This window comes from Aldersonia sp. NBC_00410, from assembly GCF_026342035.1.
Taxonomy (GTDB): Bacteria; Actinomycetota; Actinomycetes; order Mycobacteriales; family Mycobacteriaceae; genus Aldersonia.
This window is the reverse complement of sequence record NZ_JAPENM010000001.1, coordinates 700,225-727,001: the sequence shown is the minus strand read 5'-3', so window position 1 is coordinate 727,001 and position 26,777 is coordinate 700,225. Positions and strand designations below refer to the sequence as shown.

Below are 26,777 nucleotides of genomic sequence, written 5' to 3'. Positions count from 1 at the left end.
CGGGGGCGTAGCAACCGGCGAAAGCGATGTCAGGCAGGCGGGCTGCGTGCGGGTCTGCCTGACGCGGGTGCTGTGGAGGAGTAGAGAAATATGCACGAGAAGTTCGACGATTACCTCGACGCCGACGGGAACATTTGGATCCCGGCGGATCGAACGCTGGTCGACCACGTCGAAAAGCACACCCGCAACGACGCGAACGATCTGGCGTACCGCTATATCGACTATTCGCGTGAGCGCGACGGCGAGGCGCAGGAGCTCACCTGGATCGAGTTCGGCAACAAGCTGCGTGCCGTGGCGGCTCGCCTCCAGCAGGTGACCAAGCCGGGCGACCGGGTTGCCGTACTCGCGCCGCAGGGCCTCGAGTACGTCGTGGCGTTCTTCGCGGCCATCTATGCCGGCACCATCGCCGTGCCGCTGTTCGACCCCGAGGAGCCGGGCCATACCGACCGCCTGCACGCCGTGCTCGGCGACTGCAAGCCGTCCGCGATCCTCACCGCGAGCAACTCCGCCGCCGGCGTCCGCCAGTTCTTCCGCTACCTGCCCGCCAAGGAGCGGCCGCGCATCATCGCCGTCGACGCGATCCCGGACAGTGTTGGTGAATCGTGGGTGCGCCCGGAAGCGACCGTCGAGGACATCGCGTATCTGCAGTACACCTCCGGCTCGACCCGCACCCCGGCCGGCGTGGAGATCACCCACCGCGCGGTGGGCACGAATGTGCTGCAGATGATCGACGCGATCGAGCTGCAGGAGAACTCCCGCGGCGTCACCTGGTTGCCGATGTTCCACGACATGGGCCTGCTGACGGTCATCCTCCCGGCCCTCGGCGGCAAGTTCATCACCATCATGTCGCCGAGCGCGTTCGTGCGCCGTCCGAGTCGCTGGATCCGCGAGCTCGCCGCACACTCCGACGGCGCCGGTACGTTCGCCGCCGCACCCAACTTCGCCTTCGAGCATGCCGCCGCGCGTGGATTGCCCAAGCCCGGCGAGTCGCTGGACCTGTCCAACGTGATCGGCCTGATCAACGGTTCCGAGCCGGTGACCACGTCGTCGATGCGCAAGTTCAACGAAGCGTTCGCGCCGTACGGGCTGCCGAAGACGGCGATCAAGCCGTGCTACGGCATGGCGGAGGCCACGCTGTTCGTCTCGGCCACCCGGCACGAGGACGAGGCGAAGGTGACCTACGTCGACCGCGTCGAGCTGAATGCGGGCCGGATGGTGAAGATCGAACAGTCGCATCCGAATGCTGTCGCGCAGGTGTCGTGCGGGTTCATCGCGCGCAGCCAGTGGGCCACGATCGTCGACCCGGAGACGGGCCACGAACAGGCCGACGGTCATGTCGGCGAGATCTGGCTGCACGGCAAGAACATGGGCAGCGGTTACTGGAACCGCAAGGAGGAAACCGCGGCGACGTTCGAGGCCAAGCTGGCGTCGCGCCTGGCCGACGGTAGCCACGCCACCGGCGCGCCGGAGTCCGCGAACTGGATGCGCACCGGCGATTACGGGGTGTACTTCGGCGGCGAGCTCTACATCACCGGCCGGGTGAAGGATCTCGTCATCGTCGACGGCCGCAACCACTACCCGCAGGACCTGGAGTTCTCCGCGCAGGAAGCGAGCACGGCGCTGCGCCCCGGCTTCATCGCGGCGTTCTCGGTGCCCGCGAACCAGCTGCCGTCGCTGGTCTTCGAGCAGGGCAGCCACTCCGGTCTCGGCGCCAAGTACGACGCGGACGATGCCTCCGAGCAACTGGTCGTCGTCGCCGAACGCGGTCCCGGTGCGGGCAAGGCCGAGCCGCAGCCGATCGCCGACACGGTGCGTGCCGCGATTTCGGCGCGGCACGGCGTGATGGTGCGAGACGTGCTTCTGGTCCCGGCCGGCTCGATCCCGCGGACCTCAAGCGGCAAGATCGCGCGCCGCGCGTGCAGAGCCGCGTACCTGGAAGGGACGTTGCGCGGTGGGTACACGCAGACGGCATTCCCGGACGCGGTCGACGGCGATGATAACGCCGACTCGGTCAAGACCGACTGAGATCGAGCGAGCATTACGACACGGGAATTCGAAACGGGGGGAATTCGAGACCGGGTATTCGAGAGCTGGAAATCGGACGGGTAGCTTGAGGGACTGATGGCTGAGAACGAAACGCCCATTTCGCAGGGTGAGACCGATACGTCCGCCGCAGGGACCGGGGCCGGACTCGGGGGCCAACCCGAGACCCCGGCCGAACTCGTCGACCGGACCGAGACCACCGGCGCGGAGTCGGCGCTCGTCGAGCGACCCGATTTGACCGCTGCGGAGCTGCGCGAATGGCTGCGTAGCTGGGTTGCCGAGGCTACCGGTCAGCCGGTCGAGCAGATCACCGTCGACCGGCCGATGGAGGAGTTCGGGCTCGCCTCCCGCGACGCCATCGCGCTCGCCGGCGATGTCGAAGACCTGACCGGAGTGGTGCTGACCGCCACCGTCGTCTACCAGAATCCGACCATCTCCTCGCTGGCACAGCGGATCATCGAGGGTGAACCGGAGGTCCCGGAGGACACGGCGGACTCGACGTACTACACCTCCGCGGTCCTCGGCGACGCGCACGACGTCGCCATCGTCGGCTTTTCCACCAGGTTCCCGAAGGCCGGGCGTACCCCGCAGGAAACCTGGGAGTTCCTCATCGGCGGCGGCGACGGCATCAGCGATCTGCCGCCGGGACGCTGGACCGAGTTCACCTCCGACCCGGAGATCGCGGCGGCGGTCGAGAAGGCGAACACCCGCGGCGGCTATCTCGACGACGTGAAGGGCTTCGACGCGGAGTTCTTCGCCATGTCCCCGCGTGAGGTGGAGTGGGTCGACCCGCAGCAGCGGCTCGCGCTCGAACTCACCTGGGAGGCACTCGAGCACGCCCGCATCCCGGCCAGTGAGCTCAAGGGCAAGCCGGTCGGCGTCTTCATCGGCACGTCCACCAACGACTACTCGATGTTGGCCGCGCTCGAGCCGACCAAGACGCACGCCTACAGCCTCACCGGTGCCGCGACATCGATCGTGGCCAACCGGGTGTCCTATTTCTACGATTTCCGCGGCCCATCGGTCGCCATCGACACTGCGTGCTCGTCCACGCTGGTCGCGGTGCATCAGGCCGTCCGCGCGCTGCGCGGCGGCGAGGCCGACGTGGCGGTGGTCGGCGGCGTGAACATGCTGCTCGCGCCCGCGATCACGCTCGGTTTCGACTCGGTCGGCGCGGTCGCGCCGGACGGGCACATCAAGGCGTTCTCCTCGGACGCGGACGGAATGGTGCGCTCCGAGGGCGGCGGCCTGTTCGTGCTGAAGCGGCTCGAAGATGCCGAGCGGGACGGCGACAACATTCTCGCGGTGGTCGCGGGTACCGCGGTGAACTCCGACGGTCGCTCGAACGGCCTGCTTGCGCCGAATCCGGACGCGCAGGCCGACGTGCTGCGGCACGCGTACCGCGATGCCGGCATCGTCCCGACCACCGTCGACTACATCGAGGCGCACGGCACCGGCACCATCCTCGGCGATCCGATCGAGGCCGACGCGCTCGGCCGGGTCGTCGGTCGCGGCCGCGACGACGACAAGCCGGCACTGCTTGGCTCGGTGAAGTCGAACTTCGGCCACCTCGAGTCGGCGGCCGGTGCAGCGTCGCTGGCCAAGATCGTGCTCGCGCTGCAGGAGAACAAGCTCCCGCCCTCGCTCAACTACGCGGGTCCCAACCCGTACATCGCCTTCGACAAGGCGCACCTGCAGGTGATTCCGGAGCCGACCGACTGGCCGCGCTACAGCGGTAACGCGATCGCCGGTGTCTCCGGGTTCGGCTTCGGCGGTACCAACGCGCACGTCGTGGTCAAGGAGTACGTGCCCGCGCCGGTCGGGGCGGACGTGATCGACGCGGACGCCGATGAGACCGCCGCCCAGCCGGACGTGCTCGCCGAGGCGCTGGACACGGAAGTGGATGGGGCGCACGGCGCCGAAGTGGATGGGGCGCACGGCGCCGAAGTGGATGGGGCGCACGGCGCCGAGCAGGAATCCGAGCGCGAGGAACCGCTGCCGGTGCTGCTGGCGGTGTCCGGGGCGATCCCGTCGCGCCGCCGTCGTGCGGCCGCGGAGCTCGCCGACTGGCTGGAGACGGAAACGGGCAGCACCACGCCGCTCGCCGACATCGGTCGCGCGCTCGCCAAGCGCAACCACGGCCGCTCCCGTGCCGTGGTGCTCGCGACGACGCACGCGGACGCGGTGACCGGCATGCGCGCGGTCGCGAACGGTAAGCCGGCGGCGGGTGTGTTCAGCAATGACGCCCCGGCCACCCAGGGCCCGGTGTGGGTGCTGTCCGGTTTCGGTGCCCAGCACCGCAAGATGGGCAAGCAGCTCTACCTGGAGAACGCGGTCTTCCGCGCCGCGATCGACGAGGTCGATGAGCTGATCGTCGACGAGGCCGGTTATTCGGTGCGCGAGATGATCCTCGACGACGAGCAGGACTACGACGTCGGCACCTCGCAGGTCGGCATCTTCGCGATCCAGGTCGGGCTCGCCGTGTTGCTGCGTCATCACGGTGCCGAGCCGGCCGCCGTGGTCGGCCACTCGATGGGTGAGGTTGCGGCGGCGTACATCTCGGGCGGCCTCGACCTGGTCGACGCGGTCCGGGTGATTTGCGCGCGGTCCCGTCTGATGGGCGAGGGCGAAGCGACGCTGTCCGGCGACGATATTCGCCGCATGGCCCTCGTCGAATACAGCGCCGAGGAGATCATCGGCGTGCTCGGCGATTTCCCCGATCTCGAGGTCGCGGTGTACGCCGCGCCGACGCACACCGTGATCGGCGGACCCGAGCCGCAGGTCAACGCGATCGTCGAGCGTGCCGAAGCAGAGGGCAAGCTGGCGCGTGTGCTCGCCACCAAGGGCGCGGGACACACCTCGCAGATGGACCCACTGCTCGGCGAACTTGCCGCCGAACTGGCCGGCCTCGAACCGAACAAGCCCAAGGTCGGGGTGTACTCGACCGTGGACAAAGAGACGTTCTACCGGGCCGGGCACGATCCGATCCACACCGAGGACTACTGGGTGCGGAACATGCGGCAAAGCGTGTACTTCACCAACGCGGTGCGCGTCGCAGTCGAGACCGGGCACAGCACCTACCTCGAGCTTGCGCCGAACCCGGTCGCGTTGATGCAGGTCGCGGCCACCACTTTCGCTGCGGGCATGCACGACGCACAGCTGATCCAGACGCTGAAGCGCAAGGAGGACGAGTCGCTCGGCGTGCTGACCGCACTAGCCCAGCTGTATGTGGTCGGCCACGACGTCTCGTTGGCGTCGCTGTTCGAGGCCGGCGGCTACGGGGACATTCCGCGCACCGCGTTCGTGCGCAAGCCGTACTGGACGACGGGCCGTCTCGGCGGCGGTTCCGGCAACAACCGGATCCCGGGCGCGCATGTCGCGATGCCGGACGGCAGGCACGCCTGGGAGGTGCAGGCGGGTGTCGTCACCGACCTCGGTGCACTCGTCACCGCAGCGGCCGCACAGGTGCTCAGCGACGCGACGCTCGGCGCGGCGATCCCGCACGGTGATCTCTCGTCGGCGGGGACGCTGACAACTACGCTCACCCCACACCCGGGCGGTGCATCGGTGCAGGTGCACGCCCGCGAGGATGCGGCGTTCCGGCTGGTGTACGACGCGGTCGTCACCGGTGGGCCCGCGGTGGCCGTCGCCGGCACGGCTGCGCAGAATGGTGCCGGCACGGCTGCGCAGAATGGTGCCGCATTCGCGCCGGTGCAGGCTCCCGCGGCGGAGCCGTCCGGTCTCGTCGAGGAACTGCCCGAGGTCATCGAGACCTTCAGCGGCAGGTGGGATCCCAACGGCAGCCAGACGCTCGAGGACCGGCTCGCCTACATCGTGGCGGAGTCGATGGGTTACGCGCCCGAGGACCTACCCGCCGAGATCCCGCTGATCGAGCTGGGTCTGGACTCGCTGATGGCGGTGCGGATCAAGAACCGCGTCGAGTACGAATTCGACATTCCACAGCTGCAGTTGCAGGCGGTCCGCGACGCCAACCTCGTCGGGGTCGGCAAGTACCTGCGCTACGCAGTGGAGAACCGCGACGAGGTGCAGGCGCTCGCCGATCAGCAACAGGCCGAGCGGGAAGCGGCGGATGCATCCGATGCCGCCGGGACCGGCGCGCCCACCGAGAACGTCGAGTCGCGGCTGGATGACGAAGACACCTCCGTCCAAGCCGAGGCCGAGGCGATTCTCGAGCAGGCCGAGCAGCCGGCACCCGCGCCGGAGGCCGCGGTGAGTGCCGAGGTCGGCGAATCCGATATCTCACCGCGAGATCCGGCGGAGCGGCTGACCTTCGCCACCTGGGCGGTGGTGACCGGCGAGTCGGCCAAGGGTGTCCAGAACACACTGCCGATCCTGGAAGAGGAAGTGGCGGAGAAGCTTGCGGCGCGGCTGTCCGAGCGCACCAAGAGCGACATCACCGTCGACGACGTGCTGGACGCAGAAACGATCGAACAGCTGGCCGAGGTCGTCCGCCGGGTCACCGAGGGTATTGGCCTCGACGGATTCGTGCGTGCATTGCGCGCCCGTCCCGAGGGGTCAACGGCCGTACCGGTATTCGCGTTCCATCCGTCCGGTTCCACCACCGTTGTCTACGAACCGCTGCTCAAACGGCTGCCCACCGACACCCCGATGTACGGCATCGAACGCGTCGAGGGCGACATCGAAGAGCGTGCGCGCCAATACCTTCCGGAACTCCGCAAGATTCAGGGGAACGGGCCGTACGTCCTGTACGGCTGGTCGCTGGGCGCCGTGCTGGCCTTCGCCGTGGCCAAGTTGCTGCGCGCCGAGGGTGCCGACGTTCGCATCGTCGGCATGATCGACCTGGCCTTGCCCGTGGACCGGCCCGCCGAGGGGCCGGCAGCGGCGCGGGCACGCATCGAGCGATATGCGTCCTTTGCCAACAAGACCTACGGCGTCGACACCTCGGCGTTGCCGCTCGATCGGTTGTCCCATGCCTCCGATGACGAGCAGGTCCAGATCATCATGGACATGATCAAGTTGAGCGGCGCCAACGTGCCCGCGAGCATGATCGAGCACGAGCGCACCTCGTGGATCGACAGCCGCGCGCTCGCCAAGGCCGAAGCGACGCACTACGACGGCGACGTCGTGCTGTACCTCGCCGACCGGTATCACGACGGCATGATCGAACTCGAGCCGGCGTACAAAAACCGTGCGCCCAACGGAGGTTGGGACGAACACGTGCCCAATCTCGAGGTCATCCACGTCGGCGGCGACCATGTGCAAATCATCGATGAGCCGTATATCGCGAAGATCGGTGCGGATCTGACGAAGAAGCTTGGAAATATCCAATGAGTGGAACGACCGCCGAAAAGCTGTCCGAGCTGCGCAAGCGGCTCGAAGTGGCGCAGGAGCCGGCCGGCGAGGCGGGTATCGCCAAGCGCGCCAAGAAGGGTCTGCCCAGCGCCCGCGACCGGATCAACATGCTGCTCGACCCGGGGACGTTCGTCGAAGTCGGCGCGCTGGTGAAGCAGCCGGGCGATCCGAACGCGCTCTACGGCGACGGCGTGGTCACCGGCCGTGGGTTGGTGGAGGGCCGGCCGGTCGCGGTGTTCTCGCACGACCAAACGGTTTTCGGCGGCAGCGTCGGTGAGATGTTCGGCCGCAAGGTGGCCGCGATCATGGAATTCGCCGCGAAGATCGGCTGCCCGTGCATCGGCATCAACGACTCCGGCGGCGCTCGCGTGCAGGACGCGGTGACCTCGCTGGCCTGGTACGCCGAACTCGGGCGCAGGCAGGAGCCGCTGTCCGGGCTGGTGCCGCAGATCTCGATCATCCTCGGAAAGTGTGCCGGCGGAGCGGTTTACGCGCCGATCAACACCGATGTCGTGGTGGCGACCGAAGAGTCGTACATGTTCGTCACCGGCCCGGATGTGATCCGGGAGGTCACTGGGGAAGACGTCAGCCTCGAGGAACTCGGCGGCGCGCACAGTCAGGCCGTGTACGGCAACATCAATCACGTTGCCAAGGACGAGCAGGGCGCATTCCAGTGGGTGCGTGACTATCTGTCGTTCCTGCCGTCGAGTTGCCAGGAACGGCCGCCGATCGTCAATCCCGGCCTCGAACCCGAAATCACCGCGTGCGACCGGGAATTGAACGAGCTCATCCCGGACGCCGACAACGCCGGCTACGACATGCACGAGATCCTGCTGCGGATCTTCGACGACGGCGAATTCCACGAGGTGAACGGGCAGTGCGCGCTCAACATCCTCACCGGTTTCGCGCGGGTCGATGGGCGCAGCGTCGGGGTGGTGGCGAATCAGCCGCTCGTCTCGGCGGGTGCACTCGACGCGGCGGCATCGGACAAGGCCGCGCGGTTCATCCGGATCTGTGACGCTTACGAGATTCCGCTGGTGTTCGTCGTCGATACCCCCGGGTTCCTGCCCGGTGTCGAGCAGGAGAAGCTCGGCGTCATCAAGCGCGGCGGCCGGTTCATCTACTCCTTCGTCGAAGCATCGGTCCCGAAGGTCACCGTGGTGGTGCGCAAGTCCTACGGTGGCGCCTATGCGGCAATGGGTTCCAAGCAACTCGGCGCCGACGTCAACTTCGCCTGGCCGACCGCCCGGATCGCGGTGATGGGTGCCGAGAGCGCGGTGAGCATCATCGGTCGACGTCAGATCGAGGCCGCCGCACCCGAGGACCGCGCGGCGGTCCGGCAGCAGCTGATCGATTTCTACAACGCCACCATGGCCACCCCATGGATCGCCGCCGAGCGTGGCTACATCGATGCGGTCATCGAACCGTCGTCCACCCGGCTCGAACTCCGCAAGGCGCTGCACCTGCTGCGGGACAAGGAAATAATCAAGAACCCGCGCAAGCATCACCTGCTGCCGATCTGAGTTGTCAGCCGGTACTGTCCGCGGTCGGGGCGACCGTGCTTGCCACTCGAACGAGCGCCTCGAGATCTGCGTCGACGATCCTGAACAACGCGTGCGCGGCCACTATCGCAGCAGCCCCGATGACGCCCAGCCCGATGAGGGCGCCGGCGACCATATGCAGATCCGCCGGCCCGAGGAATACGATTCCGGCGGCGACACCGAGCGCCGGGATGAGCGCCATGGCGAGTAGCAGCTGCTTGCAGCGGCGTGCCAGCCTGCGGAGTTGCGCGGCGTCGTCGGGCGTCGTTGTCCCGTAGGTCAGCAACGCCGGGTAATACCAGCGAACAACATGCACGGTGACGAAGAAGAAGGGAAAAACCGCGCCGATCATCGCGGCCACGACATGCGAGGCGAAGATGTTGGCGAACAACGGGGCTGGCATATCTGCGGAGAGCAGTATCGCCGCGCCAAGCACGACGAGTGCGGAAATCCACCCGGCGAAAGTGATCACCGCCATGCGATCGGCGCAGACCAGGGTGTCGTGGCGGGCGCGGGCGAGCGTCGTTGCGTCGTACCGCCTGCCCTTCCGCACGCCCCAGGGAACAGTGATGACCCTGCGGCAGACATAGGCAATCACGCCGCTGCACAGCGGGATGACGGTGATCGAGACGAGCACCAACATCGTGTGGAACATCGATTCGGAATCGGCGGGCAGGTGGCGATCGAGCAGTTTCGCATTGTGGCCGAAGAGATAGGCCCCGGCGAGGAGCTGGCCGACCAGGAGCGCTGTCGTCGCTACCGGTAGCGGTTGCAGCGCGAGGCGCTCACGAATGCTTCCGCGCGGCGGGTCGACCAGGTTGCGGGCACGGGCGTCCAGACACAGCGCGAACTGTTGAGCGAGCTCGGCGCTCGACGACCACCGGTACTCCGGTGTGGGGGCGAGGCAAGTCAGGAGAACGCGGCGCAGGGTTGCGGGACAGTCGTCGGGCAGGTCGTCGCGTCGAGCCTCGGGGATGCCGCGACGACGGATTGCGAGCATTCGTTCCAGCGAGGTGGACGAGTCGCCGGCGCGGGTTTCGTCATCGAATGGTTTCTGGCCGGTCAGCAGCTCCCAGAGCATCACACCGAGCGCGTAGATGTCGCTGCGTCCATCGAGACTCGCCGCCGTGGCGGGCAGGTGCGGGTGGCACGCTTCGAGCTGTTCGGGGGACATGTACGCAAGCGAACCACCGAAGTACGCCGCTGGGCTCGCGCCCGGAATGTGTTTGTCGAAGCTGATGTTGAAGTCGGCGAGCTTGGGCGTGCCGTCCGCGGCCAGCAACACGTTGGCCGGCTTGATATCTCGATGCAGGACGCCGTGCCCGGCGGAATAGGCGAGCGCCTCGGCGAGGTATTTCCCAAGCCATGCAACGGTTTCCGGCCACGACAACCCCGCAATCGTGCCGCGCGAGGCGGGTTCGGCGCCCAGCGCCCCCTTATCGCTGAGGGCGTCGTCGACGGAAGCAAACAGCAAGTCGCCGCTGCGCTGCGCCGGCGGGGTTCTCGCGGCGCGCTTCAGCAGATCGAGCAGTGTCCCGCCCGGCACGAACTCCATGTACATGAGCTTGAGGTCGCGTTCGGCCAGCAGGCGCTGGTCGAACACCCGCACGATGTTCGGGTGATCGAGCTGTGCGAGAGTCTCCGGTTCCGTGCCGTGATTGTGCGAAATCTTGAGCGCGACCAGGCGCCGCATGGAACGTTGGCGGGCGAGAAAGACACGTGCGAACGCGCCGCTGCCGGCGTCGAGCAGTAGCTCGAAGTCTTCTATTTCGGCACCCGCCGTCAGGGCCGTCAGCGGGTCGATGGCCCGTGGGGCGGCGAGCAACGTGCTGCGATAGTCACCGGCGGTCAGCCGCGGCGCCAGCAGGTCGCCGTACGCGGTGGGTTCCACCGCGATGCCTGCGCGGCGCAGGCAATGGAACTCCTCGTACAGCAGATCCGGTGGCAGCGTCGCGGTCCCCAATTCGGGAAAGTCCGCAAGGTACTCGGCCAGCCGTTTCGGGTTGGAACGCTGCGATCGGTTGTGCATGTCGACCTTGATCAGCTCGACCAGGCAAATGGTGCGGACATCGGCTGCGGCCGGCAGGTATGCGCCCAACTCGGGCGAACTCGACTTGTGCCATGCCTCGGCAAATTGCGCGACCGCTGTCGCCACCGCCAGCTGCGTGTCGCTAACGGAGCGTGTCTCGCCCGGGCCGCCGATCTCGGTCGGCACGTCGATGTCTTTTGCCAACGCCGGAACCTTTCGCGCGGTATCGCAATGGTATTCGGCGCCGCCCGGATTCGGTCCGGATACCGTGGGCAAGTCGGTGTACCTGCACGGGTGCCTCGCCGCCCGCGCACCTTTTCCTGTTGATCACGAATGAATGGCCCCCGACACGCCGGTGGACGTGGGCCAGCTGCTCGTGATCACCGGGCCCTCGGTCCTCAGAGAACCCTCAGAGTTGCCTCACGGCTCTCCTATCGGCGCCGCATAGCGTCGGAACCGTCACATTCCGACACATGGAGGATCTGCCGATGACGACGACCCGCACCCGCTTCGCCCGCGCCGCGCTGACCACCGCCGGGCTCGCCGTCGCAGGCGCGTTCCTGCTGCCCGGCACGGCGTCGGCCGCACCCGCGGACAATCCGCTGTTGCAGACCACCTGCTCTTTCGCGCAAGTGGATGCCGCGGCGCACCACGTCGCTCCGCACCTCGCCCAGCGCCTCGACGCGCACCCGGACCGTAAGGCCAAGGTGGCGCAGTTCTTCGACAAGACCCCGGCCGAGCGGGCCGAGGCCGCCCAGCAGTTCCTCGATAAGCACCCGCAGGCCAAACAGCGAATCGAGGACGGCAAGTCGCACCCGCGCTTCGGCGAATTCAAGGACAAGGCGCGCCAGATCGCCGACACCTGCCACAACTACTAGGAACCGCGCGGGCAGAATCGAACCGTGCCCGAGCAACCCCGCGTCCTGATCGTCGACGACGACCAGGACGTGCTCACCTCTGTGCGGCGCGGTCTGCGACTGTCGGGATTCGAGGTACTGACCGCGACCGACGGCGCGACCGCGCTGCGCAGCGTCGCCGAGCACACACCGGATGCCGTCGTGCTCGACATCAATATGCCGGTGCTCGACGGCGTCGGCGTCGTGACCGCGATGCGGGCGATGGGTAACGACGTGCCGATCTGCGTGCTCAGCGCCCGCAGTTCCGTCGACGATCGGATCCTTGGGCTCGAATCCGGGGCCGACGACTACCTGGTCAAGCCGTTCGTGCTGGCCGAGCTCGTGGCGCGGCTGCGCGCCCTGCTGCGCCGGCGCGCGGACCCCGCGCCGAGCGCGTCGGCGGGTATCACGGTCGGACCGCTCGAGATGGACCTCCCCGGGCATCGCGCGCTGCTGGACGGTGCCGAGGTCGAGCTGACCAAGCGGGAGTTCGAGCTGCTCGCCGTGTTGGCGCGCAACGCGGGCGTGGTGCTCAGCCGGGAACGGTTGCTCGAGTTGGTGTGGGGATACGACTTCGCCGCGGACACCAACGTCGTCGACGTGTTCGTCGGCTATCTGCGCCGCAAGCTCGAGATGAACGGAAATCCACGGCTGGTGCAGACGATCCGCGGGGTCGGCTTCGTGTTGCGGGCGCCGCGATGAGGCGAGCGTTCTCGCTGCGGATCCGCGTTGCCGCGGCGACGGCACTCGGCGCGACCATCATCGTCGCGACGCTGGGGTTGCTTGCCGCGCAGGCGCTGGAACGAAACAACCTGCGGCAGATCGATCTTCGGCTCGAGACCGTCAGCCGGGTGGTGTTGGCAAATCCCGAACTGGCCGTACGGGTGCTCGGGAGGATCGGGCCGGCAAGCAATCTGACGCTCACGGTGCGCGGCAGCGACGGCGTCGCCTCCAGCTCGGATGTCACGCTGCCGCCGCTGCCGGACGGGTCGCACACCGTCGAGGTCGACGGCGAGCCCTACCGGGCGTACACGGTTGCGACCCCCGACGGCGCGCAAGCATCGATCGCGTTGCCCGCCGTGGAGGCCGAACGCACGACCGCGGATCAGCGGCAGTGGGTGCTCGGCGGTGGTCTGCTCGCGATTGCGGCGGCCGGCGGTTTGGGCTGGCTGCTCGGCGGGCGGGCGGTGCTGCCGATCGTCGAGTTGACGCGCCGCGTGCGGGCCCGCCCACCACAACCGATCCCGCCCGTCACCGGCGTGCGGGAGGCCGAGGAGCTGGCCACTGCCGTCAACGACATGTTGGCACGGGTCACCGCTGCGCAGGCCGAGACTGCCGCGGCGCTCGACACTGCCCGCGATTTCGCCGCCGTCTCCGCGCACGAACTGCGCACCCCGCTGACCGCGATGCGCACCGACCTGGAAGTGCTGCGCACGCTCGATCTCGACGAACCGCAACGGGCGGAGATTCTCGACGACCTCCAGCGCACCCAGGGCCGGGTGGAAGCGACGCTCACCGCGCTGGAGAAGCTGGCGTCCGGCGAATTGGCCTCGCAACGCGATCATGTGCCGACCGATGTCGCGGAACTGTGCGACCTGGCCGCCCACGATGCGCGACGTCAATTCCCGACGCTGCAGGTCCGCGTGCAGACCGACCCCACGATCGTCATATCCGGCCTGCCCGCCGGTCTGCGGCTCGCAGTCGACAACGCGGTATCCAACGCCGTCCGGCACGGGCAGGCCCGTAACGTGCTGATCTCCGCGCACCGCCGCGACGATGGCTGGGTCACGATCTGTGTGGACGACGACGGTCGTGGCATCGCGCCGGGCGAACGCAGGGCGGTGTTCGAGCGGTTTCATCGCGGCGAAGGCGCCGCGAAGGGCGGTTCGGGCCTGGGTCTTGCGCTGGTCGCTCAGCAGGCCCAACTGCACGGTGGGCGTGCATATTTCGAGGACAGTCCGCTCGGCGGGGCGCGCCTGGTGCTGGAGTTGGCTGCGCCGCACCCCGCCTTTGGTCATGATGAGACTCGGTGATGATCGGACTGCCCGCCGCTAGAGGAGGATGCCGTGTGCCGCTGGGTCGCATACCTGGGAAATCCGATCGCGCCCAAGGAATTGCTGCACGACACCGAGCGGTCGCTGATCGAGCAGAGCCGCAGGCACGCGCCGGATATGGCGCTGCCCAACGGCGACGGCACCGGTCTGGCCTGGTACGACCGCCGCCCGATGCCGGCCTTGTTTCGCAGCGTCACGCCCGCGTGGGGTGATGACAACCTCTACGAGTTGGCCGGGGAGATCCGCACGCCACTGTTCTTCGCGCACGTGCGCGCCGGTACCGGTAGTCCGGTGCAGCAGACGAACTGCCATCCGTTTCGCTACGAAAATTGGTTGTTCATGCACAACGGCTTCATCGCCGAGTACGAGCGATTGCGACGCGACCTGCTGTTCGCGGTCCGGCCGGACTTGTTCGGCAACATCGGCGGGTCCACCGATTCCGAATTGCTCTTCCACCTCGCGCTGACCTTCGGGCTGACCGACGACCCGGTCGGTGGGCTGGAGCGGATGGCGGGATTCGTCGAGTCGATGGCTGCCGCGGCCGGTATCCCGGAGCCGTTGCAGATGACCGTCGCAGTCTCGGACGGCACCCGGCTCTACGCGGTCCGGTATGCCTCCGGGCCGACGGTGAACTCGCTGTACGTCAGCGAGTCCGCGGCCGCGGTGCGGATGCTGTATCCGGAGCAGGAGCGGTTGCAACATTTTTCCGACACCGCCCGCGTGGTGGTGTCCGAGCCGCTGGTCGATCTGCCGGGGCTGTGGCGGGAGGTGCCGGTCAGCACCGCGCTGGTGATCGGTGACGACGTCGTGGAGCGCGTTTTCACCCCGACCCCGCCGGACTGAAGCCCGACCGCACGGCCCCCGTTCCGTGTTGATCACGAAGAAATGGCCCCGACACGTCGAGAAATCCGGGCCACATGCTCGTGATCATCGAGCGCGAGCCAGGGCCTCCAACCCGTGTCTAGAACACCCGCATCTGCCCCGGCGACCAGAGCCCGGACCGCGTGGCCTGCCCGGTATCGATCTGCGCCGCGGTGGCCTGCGGGTTGAACCGGTCGTAGCGCTCCAGCGAGCCCCAGTCCCGGGCCCAGTCGTCCTTCAGATATGTCGGCACCGTCACTGCGGTAGCGAGCATCTCGGTAAACCCGAGCGGCCCACCGAATTCCGCGGCCTGCCAGGTGTCGGTCGAGCTGACCGCGAGCGGACGGTCCGGCAGGATGCGGTAATTCGGCATCTCCGCCACGCCGTACTCGTGGTAGAACGGCCGCTGGCACGGGAACTGCAGGCCGACAGCCCAGTCCAGCAGCACCGGCTGCTCGCTGCCGATGCTGTCGTTGAGCGACACCAGCGTCGGTACCCGGGGTGGGGTGAACGCCAGCCACTGGTCACCGGTCAGGTTCGGGTCGTTGGCGACGATGCGGATCACGTCCGCGTCGGGCGCGATCTCGTCGAGTGGCACCCGCAGGTTTCGCCACGATGGTGCCGGGCCGATGTCGCGCGGCAGGTAGTTGCCGAGCGACTGCACCGAGCCGTCCGGCATCCGCTTGCCGTAGTCGACGGTCAGCGACTGCCCGTAGGTGGCTGCGCCCGTGTCGTCGACCGACCAGATCCGCCCGGCCGCCGAAATCACTGCCAGCGGAGTGGCATCCGAGCGCGGTGGCAGCTGGTACCAGCTCGACACCAGCGACGCCGGCTCCTGCACGCCCGGCTGGTAGCTGCCCAGGACCGGGGTGGTGGCCGGGTCGAGACCGAACGGCAGCTTCGCGGTACTGCCGTTGACGCCCATCGCGCCCGTGCCGCCGCTGGTGCCCGCGCTCTGTCCCTCCGCGAAGGCCGGGCCGACGCTCTGGGTGTCGGTGTTGCCCTGGCCGGGCTTCACCTCGACCGCGTCCGCGCTGAGGTCGCTCGGAATACCGTTGGGAGAGAAGCCGACCGGGTTTCCGCCGCCGAGCGGATCGTTGGGGTTCTGCGGTGGATGCGCCGGGTCGATCAGCGGACTCAGGTTGCCCGAGTTCGGATTCGATTCCACGAGCACATCGTTCGCGAGCCCACAGGTGTCGCCCGCCATCGCCGCGAAGTTCGACCGCGCCAACGAATAGCCCGGGTACTGCGACACCGCGCCCTTCACCAGCGACAGCACCTCGAACAGCACCATCAGTCCGGCGATCACCGTCAGAGGTGCGGCGGCGAACGTGCGGATCCGTCTGCCCTTCGCAGTGTTCGCCTTGACCTGCGGTTTGGCGTAGCCCTCCCGCAGGTACTGCCACGCCACGAGCGCAAGCGCGAGCCCGAACAGCATCAGCATCAGCGTGTTCGACTGGTAGCCGTGCAGCGAGACCCGCTTGTCGAACCACGGCACGCCGTAGCTGGACACGTACCAGTAGCCGTTGATGCCGGAGAACGACAGCGCGAGCACGAACAACAGTCCGGCGAGGAAGATCGAGCGGTTGCGTCGCGAGCGCAGCGCGGTCGCGGACACCACGACGGCGGTCAGCGCGGCCAGCGAACCGGCGATCCCGGCGTAGGCCCCGAAGTGGTGGGTCCACTTCGTGGGATTGAACATCATGAAGAAAATCGTGCCGAAGACGATGCCCATCAGTCGCCATGCCGGACCGGACGCTACGCCCGGAATCCGCTTGCGGCGCAGCAGCACCAGTGCCGTCGTGATCAGGCACAGCAGCATCGTCAGGAATGCGAAGCGGCGCGAGACCGATCCGTCGACCGTCTCGACGAACAGGTAGTAGTAGCGCAGGAAGTCCTCGTACCAGGCCAGGTTCGGCCCGGTCAGCTGGCGCACCCGGTTGGCTTCCTGGATGCCGGCGAACGTCTGATCGCCGTAGACCACGACGAGCACGAGGAAGCCGGCGGCCGCGATCGGCGCGAGCAGTGGCAGCGTGCCGACGAGTTGGCGGCGGCGCACCACGATCCGCGTCAGCGGGCGGATGGCGACGATCAACGCCGCCACACACATCAGGCCGGTCGGGGCGGCCGCGAGCGTGAACGCACCGATGAGGACCGCGACCCCGGCGGGCAATAGTCGTCCGGTGGCGATGGCGCGCTCGATCGAGCACCAGGTGAGCAGCGCGCCGAGCGCGACGATCGGCTCGGGGCGCAGGCCGTTGTTGTAGGGCAGCCAGAACGCGAGGAACACCAGCGCGCCGGTCCACAGCGCGACGCGGTTGTTGCGCACCGCCCGGCCCAGGCGCGGCACCACCTCGCGACTGATCACCATCCAGCACAGCAGCGCGGCGACCAGCGCGGGCAGCCGCATCCACGGGCTGGCCGTGGAGACCTTCGCGAACATCTCCAGCACGTCGTAGTACCAGCCGAACGGTGCCTCCGGCACGCCGTACCAGCGGAAGTAGTTCGCCATGTACCCGGCGTGCGGTGCGACCCGGGCCATGTTGAGCAGGTAGCCGTCGTCGGAGGTGTTCGCGCCGACGAAATGCCACAGCAGCAGAACACCGGCCACCACACCGTCGACCGGGGTCGGGCGCAGCCAGTGCGAGGGAAGGAAGCGTCGATGCCCGCGACCGTCGACGCCGTCCAGGCGGGCCAGCGCGGCGAGTGCGAGCAGCGTGCACAGCACGGCGCCGATCATCGCGACGAGCTTGATGAGCGTCGGCGACGACGAGTAGCGCGAGTCGACGTTCATCGTGAACGACAGCCGCGGCGGGACCGGTCCCGTCACGTCGGTGAACACACCGACCACCTGCGGGCGCAGGTCACCTTTCAGCTCACCGGCCACCGGCTGCCCGGTCTCGGGCGAGACCAGACCCTCGAACTGCGCGGTCGTGCGATTGATATCGGAACTGATGGTGATCTGCGAACACTCGTTCATCCGGCTGCGGTCCGTGGTCGCCACCACGACATTGCGGTCGAGCACGTCGACGGTCGTCTCGGAGGCCCGGACGAACATGGCCTCCAGCGGCGCGCCGGTGCCCTGGGCGGGCGCGGTGGACAGCACGATGCCGCCGCGGGCGGGCAGCTGCTCGATCACCGAGCACGGGATGGTCGCCGACAGGTCGAGCGGCACCTGCGCCACCAGGGGGGCCTCGACGTCGTTCAGCGACCCGTTCTGCGGCCAACTCACCGCCGACGTCGTCTGATTCACCGGCAGGATCGGGGTCAGGATCGCAAGGATTGCCCCGAGCAGGCCTGTGACCAGCGCAATCAGCCGCGCGTTCCGGTACTTCGCCCGACTGTCCGCAGCGTCGGCAGCGGTCGCCGAAGTCGGTTCAGCAGGGGCTGGTGGCTCGGCTTGCGGCACAGTAACGACGTCGGGCACGGTTCACGATGGTAGCCGTGCTTACTCCACCCTCATCCGATCGGGACGCCAGACACCGGAACGCGTCGTGGTCGTTTCGGACACTTCGGCCGGCACGGCGTCCGGATCGAGTGGTGTGAACCGTTCCAGCGAGCCCCAGTCCCGCCGCCAGTCGTCGTTGAGGTAGGTCGGCATCGTCTGTGCGTCGAGCAGAAGTCCGGTCCAGCCGAGCGGGCCACCGCCGATGTCGTCCTGCCACGCGTTGGTCGAATCCGCCCCGACACGGTCGGGCAGGATGCGGTAATCGGGCACTTCGGCGACCCCGTTTTGGTGGTCGAACGGACGTTGGCACGGGAATGCGAGACCCACGGACCAGTCCAGCAGCACCGGCGCCTCGTGGCCGACCACCGAGTCCAGTGTTTCCAGATGCGGCACCCGCGGCGGAGTCACCGCCACCCATTGCCGCTGCGTGATGTCGTTGTCCACCGCGACGATGCGCACCGCGTTCGCCTCGGCCGGGATGTCGGCGAGCGGGACGCGCAGGTTGCGCCACGACGGTGACGGTCCGATGTCCAGCGGCTGCACCGAACCGCGCAGCTCGACGCCGGTCGAGGTGCGCGTGCCGTATTCGACGCGCACCTCCTGGCCGTACTGCGCGATCCCGTCCGCGTCCACCGACGCGATCCGGCCGGCCGCGGTGATCGCCAGGATCTTGTCGTCGGGACCGAGCCCCGAACGATCGAGTCCGTACCACTCGGTGGTCAGTGACGCCTGATGCTGGTCACCGTTCTGATAGCTGCCGAGCACCGGCACCTGAGCCGGATCGAGGCCGAACGGCAGAGTCACGCTGCTGCCGTTGATACCGGTGGTCTGCTCGGTGCCGCCGCCGGTGCCTGCGCCGGTGGTGTCGGAGGTGCGGGTGTTCTCGGTGTCCACCGTGTTCGCGCCGCCCGCAGCCTTCTCCTCCTCGTCCGCCGTCAGGTCGGTCGCCACGCCGTCCGGGGTGAAACCGGTGTTTTCTGGTCGCTCCGCAGGCTCCGCTCCGGTACTTTCCGCGTCGAGCCCGTCGGCGGCCGACCCGTTGAGCGGGGTGAGCATCGTGGAGTTCGGGTCGTTCTCGACGAGCACGTCGTTGGCCAGCCCGCAGGTGTCCCCGGCGATCGCGCGCAGGTTGCCGGTCGCCAGCGAGTACGCCGGACGCTGCGACACGGCGCCCTTGACGAAGGACAGCACCTCGAACACCACCACGAACGCGGCCGCGATGGTGAGCGGTGCAGATGCCCACCGGCGCAGCCGGCCGCCGCCGCCCCCGCCACCGTCCTCGCCCGTCGTCCGGTACGGCTCGCGATAGTGCTGCCAGGCCGCGATGAGCAGCAACAGCACGGTCAAGCCGAGGAACGCCGTCGACAGGCCCTTCCCCGCGATGGACGGCGCCTTGTCCCACCACGGGATGCCGTAGCTCGACACGTACCACCAGCCGTTGGAGCCGGTGAAACACATCGCGAGCACGAAGGACACGGCGGCCGCGAAGAGCGTGCGGTTGCGCGGTGAACGAAGCCCGGTCTGCCCGACGGCGACCGCGGCGAGCGCGCCGAGCGACCCGGCCAGGCCGGCGTAGACGCCGTAGTGGTGGGTCCACTTCGTCGGGGTGAACATCATCAGCAGCAGCGACGCGAAGACGATGCCGAGAATGCGGGCCGACGGGCCGCGCGAGGTGCCGGGGATGCGCCCGCCCTTGCGCAGTATCTGCAGCACGCAGACGCCGAGGCAAAGCAGCATGGTGAGGACGCCGAACCGCCGGGCCAGCGAACCGTCCGGCGAGATGGACATCAGCGCGTCCCAGCGCACCCGCTCGTCGAACCACACCACGTTCGGGCCGACCGCGGTGCGCACCCGGGTCGCCTCCATGACGGTGCTCAGCGTCTGGTCGCCGAAGATGACGATCAGCACGAGTGTGCCCGCGGCGAGCAGTGGCGCGACAAGTGGTGCGTAGGCCTGCAGCGCGGGACGGAAGCCGGTGCCGGTCGTGAAGACACGTCCCCGCTTGATGAGCACCTGCAGGAGCGGTCGGGACCCGGCGATGAGCGCGGCGATACAGATCAGTCCGGTCGGTCCTGCGGCGAGCGAGAACGCGGCGATCAGCGCCGCGATCGCCGCGGGCAGCAGCCGACCGGTCGCGATGGCACGTTCGATCGAGCACCAGGTGAGTAGCGCGCCGAGTGCGATCACCGGTTCGGGACGCAGACCGTTGTCGTAGGGCAGCCAGAACGCGAGGAAGAGCAGTCCGCCGGTCCACAGCGCGACCTTGTTGCGGCGGACCGCGGTGCCCAGGCGGGGCAGCACCTCGCGGCTGATCACCATCCAGCACAGAATCGCGGCGATCAAGGCGGGCAGGCGCATCCAGGGGCTGGCGGTGGAGATCTTCGCCATCTCCTCGAAGACGTCGTAGTACCAGCCGAACGGCGCCTCCGGGACGCCGTACCAGCGGAAGTAGTTCGCCATGTAGCCCGCGTGGTCGGCGACCCTGGCCATGGTCAGGATGTAGCCGTCGTCGGAGGTGTTGGCGCCGATGAAGTGCCACAGCAGCAGCACGCCGACTACGACACCGTCGACGCCGGTGAATCGCCACCAGTGCGCGGGCAGAAAGCGGCGTGCCCGGCGACGGTCGGTGCCGTCGAGGATGTGCAACGCGATCAGCGCGGCGAGCGTGCATAGCACCGCGAGCGCCATCGCGACAATCTTGATGGCGCTGGGTGTGGAGGTGAACCGGGAGTCGATTTCGATGTGCGCGTTGGCGCCGCTCAGTTGGTCGGCGTTCAGGTCGGTGAACAGCCCGACCACCTGGGGACGGATATCGCGGGTGACCTCGCCGCGGAACGGGGTGCCGTCGGCCCGCGTGGTGCCGACGAATTCCGCGCTGGTGACGGGCGCGGTCGCGGAGATCGCGATTTCGCGGCAGCCGGCAATTTCCGATACGGGTGCGGAAAGCAGCGGATTGTCGCGCTGAATCACCTCGACGGTCGCGGGGCGGGCACCGCTGTCTGTGCTCGTCCCGGCAGGCACGACTCGCACCACGAGCCCCTTGGCAGTGTCGTCGGACGACTGCGGTGGAACGGTGGAGAACAGGTTGCCGCCTCCGGCGCCAACCGCGGCGATCGCACTGCACGGGATGGTCGCGTTCAGCGACTGCGGCACATAACCGACCAGCGGTGCCTCGACGCTCGTGGCGCCCGGCTGCGGCCAGTCGATCGACGCCTGGTCCTGCTGGACCGGCAGCAGCGGCGTGAGGATGGCCGCGAGGAAACCGACGAGTCCGGTGACGAGCGCGATCAGGCGGGGGACGCGCAGATCGCGCGAATCACGAACAGACACAAGCCCCGATGGTATGGGAGAGCGCTGGACACTCCCGCCAGCGACCGGCGCGCCTGGCTGCGAAGCCACTCGTTGTGCGCGTTTCGCGCCGAATCGCCGCCATCCCGCAACGTGACGTGCGGCCAGATCCTCAGCGCAGCCCGCGCACGTCCCACACCCGCACACCCTCGACCCGCTCGCCCTCGAAGCCGAGCAGATCGGTCAATGCCGACTGCAGCACCTGGCGGTTCTGGGTTTGCGGCAGCACCACCATGTCGGCCTGCCAGAATCGCAGATCCGCGCGTGCGGTCGCCTTGGTCTGCTCATCGATCGGGGGCACGGTGCCCGTCGACGCGATCCTGGCCAGCAGCAGGGCTGTCGGCCGGTCGTCGGGACCGTACTTGCCCTTCTTCTCGGCACCGGCCGGTCCAACGAAGTAGCCGCCCGCGATCGGGTACGCGAACCCGGCATCGTGTTGCCAGCGCAGTGCGGTGGCGTCCTCGGGCCGGGGCAGTGGCACGGTCACCACCGAGCCGCCGCTGCTGAACTGCTGCCATGAACCATCGGTGAAGAATTCCGGGGTCGCCGAGCGGCTGACCACCGGGAGTGGGGTCGGCGCGAGGGGAACAAGCGCGACTGCGAGCCCGATGAACACCGGAACCGCGAGGTAGCCCGAGCGCAGGCCCCGGTCGACGGCCAGCGCGAGGAGCACCGCGATGGCCGGGATACAGGCCATCGCGAACCGGGTCTCCAGCACCGACTCGAGCAGCGGATACTTCCCGAGCCACAGCCACGGCAGTTCGATCCCGGTCGCCCGTTCCCCGATGGTCAGCTCGGCGCCGAGCGAGATGACGCCCATCACGAGCACGGTCACCGTCGCCGCCCGCGCGACCCGGTTGCGCCACAGCCACACCGCCAGGATCGCGATGAACCCGAGCAGCGGCCAGCCGAAGTAGGCGTTCTCCTCGGTGGGGTTGATCGCGACGTTCTGGCCGGGCAGCAGCAGCCCGCCGATCGACTCGGACGGGAACTGGATCAGCGTCTTGAGGTCGTTGCCCATCTGACCGTGGTCGATGAAGCGGTAACTCTGTGGGCCGAGGAACTGCCACCACAGTGGTACGACCGTGAACGCGAGGGCGAGCACTGCCGCGAGGCTCACCGGCGCCGCGACGCGAAGCAGCGCGCTCAGCCCGCTGATCGGCCGGTGCGCGTGGTAGACGAGCGCGAACAGCCCGAGGCCCATCGCGAACAGCAGCAGCGGTTCCTCACCGAGCAGGATCTGCGCGGCCATCAGCACCCCGAGCAGGGTTCCGTCGCGCAGCACCGAGCGCAGGGTCGGGGTGCGCCGACTGATCCGGATCAGCAGCAGTGCGGTGATCGGCAGCAGGAACAGCACCACGAAGTTGGGATGCGCGTTCGCGTGCGAGACCATCGCCGGGGCGAATCCGCAGAACACGCCACCGACCCCGGCAGCGAGACGGGAGTCGACGAGTTCGCGGGAGAACAGCCAGTACCAGGCCATGGCCGTGCCGAACAGGCCGACGGTCAGCACCAGGACGTAGGTCATCGTAGGACCGAATGCCCAGGTGAGCGGGGCGAGCGGGATGCTGACGCCGAACATCGCCGTGTTCGCCATCATGTTCACCCCGAGCGGGTGGTTCTGCAGCGTGGTGCCGAGCGGGTTGTCCAGGTGCGCCACCGAGTGAGCGGTGACGGCGAAGAACCACTCCCACATGGTCTGGTCCTGGCCGCTCTTGACGAGGTAGCCGCTGTGCAGGTGTCGCCATTGCCGGTGCAGGACGAACACCGCGAGCGCGAGGTAGGTCAGCGCGGCGATGGCATCCGCTCGGTCGAGATTCCACCACCGGCGCAGCTTTTCGCGGGTGCGCCGCGGCGCGAGCTTGGGGGCAGTGGTGACGACGGGCGCGGCTACAACCGCGTTGACGGCGGCGTCGGGGAGCGTGGCGAGCGGTTCGGCAACAGCCTCCTGCTCGCGCATCCGTCTCCCCGGGTGTCTCGTTTCGATAACGGTCCGGGGGTCCAGGGTACAGGTGAATAGACCGCGGAGCCCGCTATCGGCGGACGACCAGCACGAATGGCCCGATTTCGGTCACCTGGAAGCGCGGGTCGTCGAACAGGGCCTTATCGAACGTGACGGTGTAGCGGCGGACGTTCGGATCGTTCGGATACACGTCTTCGGCGAGCCGCAGTGTGTAACCGTCCTCGCTCTGCCGGAACAGGATCGCGTCCGGGCCGCGCCACGGGCTCGCGTCGAGCGCAGCGATCAGTTGGTCGGGAGTCTGCAGTTCGCTCCACCGCCCGATCTCGGCGGCGCGGCCGGCGAAGTCGCCGAGCGGGTTCGCGTAGTGCGAGGTCAGCGCCTGAAAACCGAAGTACGGGTAATAGGACAGGAAGGAGATGTCGGCGGTCAGCACGACGGTTTCGTTGCGCGGCCGAGGCAGTTGCGCGGTCAACGCCCGGTCCACCTCGGCGTAGTACGACACCGCGGACGGTGGACGCTGATCGGCGCGCACCCCGTCGCCGTCGGTGTCGGTGTAGGCGGTGGTGATCTCCGGGGTCAGCGTGTGCGGGATGTCCTGCGCGAACGAGGCGGCGCCGAGCACACCGACCAACGCGACGGCGATCCGGAACCGGGCCGGCTCGCCGAAGAACTGGTACAGCACGCGGGCGACCTCGAGGAATCCGAACACCCCCGCCGCGGCGAGCAGCGCGAGCAGGATCGGCTCGAGTCGGAAGGACAGCAGCGTGTTGCCGATCGCGGTGAACGTCATCGACGCCAATGTCCACAGGTAGATCGCCACGACACCGATGCCGAGCGCCTGCGCCCGCCGCGACGTGGCCGAGCGGAACACCAGCCACAGCGTGCCGAGCATGCACAGCGCGCCGAGCAGCGACGGATCGAGCATCGGCAGCGGGAAGTGCGCCCCCGAGTCGGGCAGGTAGTGGGTCGCGCTGCCGCTGTTCGGCGGACGGGTGTTGCGCAGTTCGAGCAGATACGGCAGCCACACGACGAGCGAGACGAGCAGGGCGATCGCGCCGATCACGACGAGCCGAACGGCCGGTGGCCGGATCGCCCGCCACGTGCCCGTCCGGTAAATCGCGACACCGGCCGCGACCACCGCCATCAGCCCGATCGCGAACGCCGCGAACAGGGCGTAGAGGGTGTAGAAGGTCCCGGCGAGCCCGATGAACAGCCCGGTTCCGGCCACTGCGGCCCACCCGGCTCGCGGGGCGGCGTTCGGGCGGTAGAGCGCACCCCAGGCCAGGATCAGCGCCGGGCCGAGCAGCAGCGCAATGATCGCGCCGTACGGTTCGGGCGAGCCGAACGCGAGCAGCACCGCGGTGACGGCGGTCGCGGCGGCCACCGCCCAGTCGGCACGGATGAGTTCGGACCACAGCACCAGCGCCACCACCGCTGCCACGGCGAGCGACCCGATCGCGTACGGCTTGAACGCCTCCCAGCCGTCCATCCCGAGCACATTCGCGACCCGGCCACCGATCCAGAACCAGCCCGCCGGGTAGTACGGCGGCAGGTCGGCGTAGGTCATGTCGTGCAGCGCGGCCGAGTCGGTGAGCCTGGTCAGGTATTCGGTACGGAACTGCTGATCGACCGAGATGCCGAGCAGGTACAGCTTGGTGGCCGAGAGCGGCATGCCGAGCGTGACGGTGACGAACCCGGAGAGCCCGGCCCAGGACAGCACCTTCCCGAGCCACGGCCACCGACGCAGCCGGATCAACACGATGGATACGCCGAGCACCGCGAGGGTGACGAACTGCCCGACGGTGGTCAGCGCCTTGGTGACGTTCGAGGAGTTGAACGACGGCCATTCGACGATCGCGAACGCGGTGAGTCCGACCGCCGCGACAACGGTGGCGACGACGATCGCGGCCACCATCTCCCCGACGACTCGCAGCGCGCGACGCGCGGGACGGGCCGGGCGGTCGGGCGTCGGTTCGGCGGATACGGGGGTGGCGGTGGTCGTCACGAGCCGTGAGTCTAGGCGCGCACCGCTGCCCAGCCTCCCGGCGCGGGCGGGTGCGTCATCGGGTCCAGGTGAACAGCACCGGTCGCCGGGGATTGACGCCCCAGCTCACCGTGGCGACACAGATCTGTTCCTTGAGCATGGCGGCGACGCGGCCGCCGACGACGGTGCCGACCGGGCTGTCGAGGAAATCGGTGCGCTGGATGACGCCGTCGCGCCGGCCCAGACTGATGGCCCGGCCGACGAAGCGCGGGCGGACGGGCTTGGGCGCCTTGCCGTCGAGGCGGCGCAGGATGGTGTCGGCGGCGTGGGCGCCGAGCGGAGTCGCCGCCTGGCAGCTCATCCGCAGCGCGCCGCCGGCGATCGCGGTGGCATCGCCCGCGCCGACGATGCCCGGGTATTCCGGGCATTCCAGGGTGGCGTCGACGAGCAGTCGACCGTGCGCGTCGGTCGGCAGGCCGCTGTCGCGGGCCAACGCGGGCACCCCCGACGCCGTTGCGATGACGGCACATTCGGCGCCGAGCACCCGTCCGTCGGCCAGTTCGATCTTGGTCGTATCGATGCGGGTCACCGTGGCGCCTTCGACGATGTCGACCCCGTGCGAGGTGAGCACCCGGCGGATTCGTGTCCGGGCCTTCTCGGTGAGGTCGTCCCCGACCGGGCCGCTCGAGATGAGCGTGACGGGGGACCCGGGCTGCTGTTCACCGAGTTCCGCGGCGGTCTCGATGCCGGTCAATCCGCCACCAACCACCACGATCGGCGCTCCCGCAGGAAGTGCGGCAAGGTGTGTACGCAAGGCCGACGCCGACTCGTATTCGGCTATCGGGAAGGCGTGTTCGCGTGCGCCGGCGATGTGGTCGACCCGGGAAGTGCTGCCGACCGCGTAGACCAGGTGGTCGTAGCGCAGCGTCCGCCCGTTCGCGAGCCGGACCTCCTGCTCGGGCGCGTCGATGGCGGTGACGGTGCCGACCACCAGTTGCGCCTTCGGATGCAGCGCATCCGCCAGTGGCAGCGTGGCCTCGCGGTTTCCGACCGCGAGCTGATGCAGCCGGATTCGCTCGACGAACTCGGTGCGCGGATTGACCACTGTCACTTGCAGATTCGGATTCTTGAACAGTAGGCGCTTGGCCGCGCCTGCCCCGGCGTACCCCGCACCGATGATGACGACATGTGTGCTCACGACATCCACCCCCCGTAGTTCGCGATACATCGACGCTAAACCACGGTGCGCGGCCGAGGCCAAGGGCTGTGGCGAATC

General features: G+C 68.4%; 13 protein-coding genes. 7 read left to right on the top strand and 6 right to left on the bottom strand.

Annotated features, from left to right (window positions below; all coding sequences use genetic code 11):
- Positions 1-90 precede the first annotated feature (90 nt).
- The 3 genes from fadD32 to OG921_RS03395 all read left to right on the top strand — a co-directional run bounded on the left by fadD32 (position 91) and on the right by OG921_RS03395 (position 8,900).
- Positions 91-2,025 (top strand): long-chain-fatty-acid--AMP ligase FadD32, encoded by a 1,935-nt coding sequence (gene fadD32 / locus OG921_RS03405; RefSeq protein ID WP_266110917.1) that lies wholly within the window; start codon positions 91-93, stop codon positions 2,023-2,025.
- A gap of 96 nt (positions 2,026-2,121) precedes the next feature.
- Entirely contained in the window at positions 2,122-7,356 is a 5,235-nt protein-coding gene (pks13, locus tag OG921_RS03400) for a polyketide synthase Pks13 (protein WP_266110916.1), read from the top strand.
- Complete coding sequence (locus OG921_RS03395; RefSeq protein ID WP_266110915.1) at positions 7,353-8,900, top strand: acyl-CoA carboxylase subunit beta; 1,548 nt, start codon at positions 7,353-7,355, stop codon at positions 8,898-8,900. Before pks13 ends, OG921_RS03395 begins: the two co-directional genes overlap by 4 nt.
- A 4-nt stretch (positions 8,901-8,904) precedes the next feature.
- Here the strand turns inward: OG921_RS03395 and OG921_RS03390 are convergent, their stop codons facing one another.
- Positions 8,905-11,151 (bottom strand): serine/threonine-protein kinase, encoded by a 2,247-nt coding sequence (locus OG921_RS03390; RefSeq protein WP_266110914.1) that lies wholly within the window; start codon positions 11,149-11,151, stop codon positions 8,905-8,907.
- 284 nt (positions 11,152-11,435) lie between these two features.
- Here OG921_RS03390 and OG921_RS03385 point away from each other — a divergent pair, with 284 nt between their 5' ends.
- Genes OG921_RS03385 through OG921_RS03370 form a run of 4 tightly spaced genes read left to right on the top strand, consistent with a single transcriptional unit; the run spans position 11,436 to position 14,740 of the window.
- Entirely contained in the window at positions 11,436-11,825 is a 390-nt protein-coding gene (locus OG921_RS03385; RefSeq protein ID WP_266110913.1) for a hemophore-related protein, read from the top strand.
- A gap of 24 nt (positions 11,826-11,849) precedes the next feature.
- A complete protein-coding gene (locus OG921_RS03380) occupies positions 11,850-12,545 on the top strand; it encodes a response regulator transcription factor (protein WP_266110912.1) in 696 nt (231 codons plus the stop codon).
- Positions 12,542-13,876 carry a HAMP domain-containing sensor histidine kinase gene (locus OG921_RS03375; RefSeq protein ID WP_266110911.1) on the top strand — a complete coding sequence of 445 codons (1,335 nt, stop codon included), beginning with the start codon at positions 12,542-12,544 and terminating at the stop codon, positions 13,874-13,876. Before OG921_RS03380 ends, OG921_RS03375 begins: the two co-directional genes overlap by 4 nt.
- Before the next feature lie 33 nt (positions 13,877-13,909).
- Positions 13,910-14,740, top strand: coding sequence for a class II glutamine amidotransferase (locus OG921_RS03370; RefSeq protein WP_266110910.1), 831 nt, complete (start codon positions 13,910-13,912; stop codon positions 14,738-14,740).
- Between the two features lie 118 nt (positions 14,741-14,858).
- Here the strand turns inward: OG921_RS03370 and OG921_RS03365 are convergent, their stop codons facing one another.
- From OG921_RS03365 to OG921_RS03345, 5 genes are all read right to left on the bottom strand, one after another.
- Complete coding sequence (locus OG921_RS03365; RefSeq protein WP_323182669.1) at positions 14,859-18,167, bottom strand: arabinosyltransferase domain-containing protein; 3,309 nt, start codon at positions 18,165-18,167, stop codon at positions 14,859-14,861.
- Positions 18,168-18,206: 39 nt separating this feature from the next.
- On the bottom strand, positions 18,207-21,536 hold the full coding sequence (locus OG921_RS03360) for an arabinosyltransferase domain-containing protein (RefSeq protein WP_266110909.1): 3,330 nt from the start codon (positions 21,534-21,536) through the stop codon (positions 18,207-18,209).
- A 130-nt stretch (positions 21,537-21,666) separates the two neighbouring features.
- Positions 21,667-23,514, bottom strand: coding sequence for a glycosyl transferase (locus OG921_RS03355; protein ID WP_266110908.1), 1,848 nt, complete (start codon positions 23,512-23,514; stop codon positions 21,667-21,669).
- Positions 23,515-23,587: 73 nt separating this feature from the next.
- Positions 23,588-25,432, bottom strand: a complete 1,845-nt coding sequence (locus OG921_RS03350) for a galactan 5-O-arabinofuranosyltransferase (RefSeq protein ID WP_266111048.1) — start codon at positions 25,430-25,432, stop codon at positions 23,588-23,590.
- Positions 25,433-25,577: 145 nt separating this feature from the next.
- Entirely contained in the window at positions 25,578-26,699 is a 1,122-nt protein-coding gene (locus tag OG921_RS03345; protein WP_266110907.1) for an NAD(P)/FAD-dependent oxidoreductase, read from the bottom strand.
- Positions 26,700-26,777 lie beyond the last annotated feature (78 nt).

Excerpts from the sequence above, each read along its gene's own strand:
- fadD32 (WP_266110917.1), top strand. The coding sequence starts at position 91 with ATGCACGAGAAGTTCGACGATTACCTCGACGCCGACGGGAACATTTGG.
- pks13 (WP_266110916.1), top strand. The coding sequence starts at position 2,122 with ATGGCTGAGAACGAAACGCCCATTTCGCAGGGTGAGACCGATACGTCC.
- OG921_RS03395 (WP_266110915.1), top strand. The coding sequence starts at position 7,353 with ATGAGTGGAACGACCGCCGAAAAGCTGTCCGAGCTGCGCAAGCGGCTC.
- OG921_RS03385 (WP_266110913.1), top strand. The coding sequence starts at position 11,436 with ATGACGACGACCCGCACCCGCTTCGCCCGCGCCGCGCTGACCACCGCC.
- OG921_RS03375 (WP_266110911.1), top strand. The coding sequence starts at position 12,542 with ATGAGGCGAGCGTTCTCGCTGCGGATCCGCGTTGCCGCGGCGACGGCA.
- OG921_RS03355 (WP_266110908.1), bottom strand. The coding sequence starts at position 23,514 with ATGCGCGAGCAGGAGGCTGTTGCCGAACCGCTCGCCACGCTCCCCGAC.
- OG921_RS03350 (WP_266111048.1), bottom strand. The coding sequence starts at position 25,432 with ATGGTGGCCGCGATCGTCGTCGCCACCGTTGTCGCGGCGGTCGGACTC.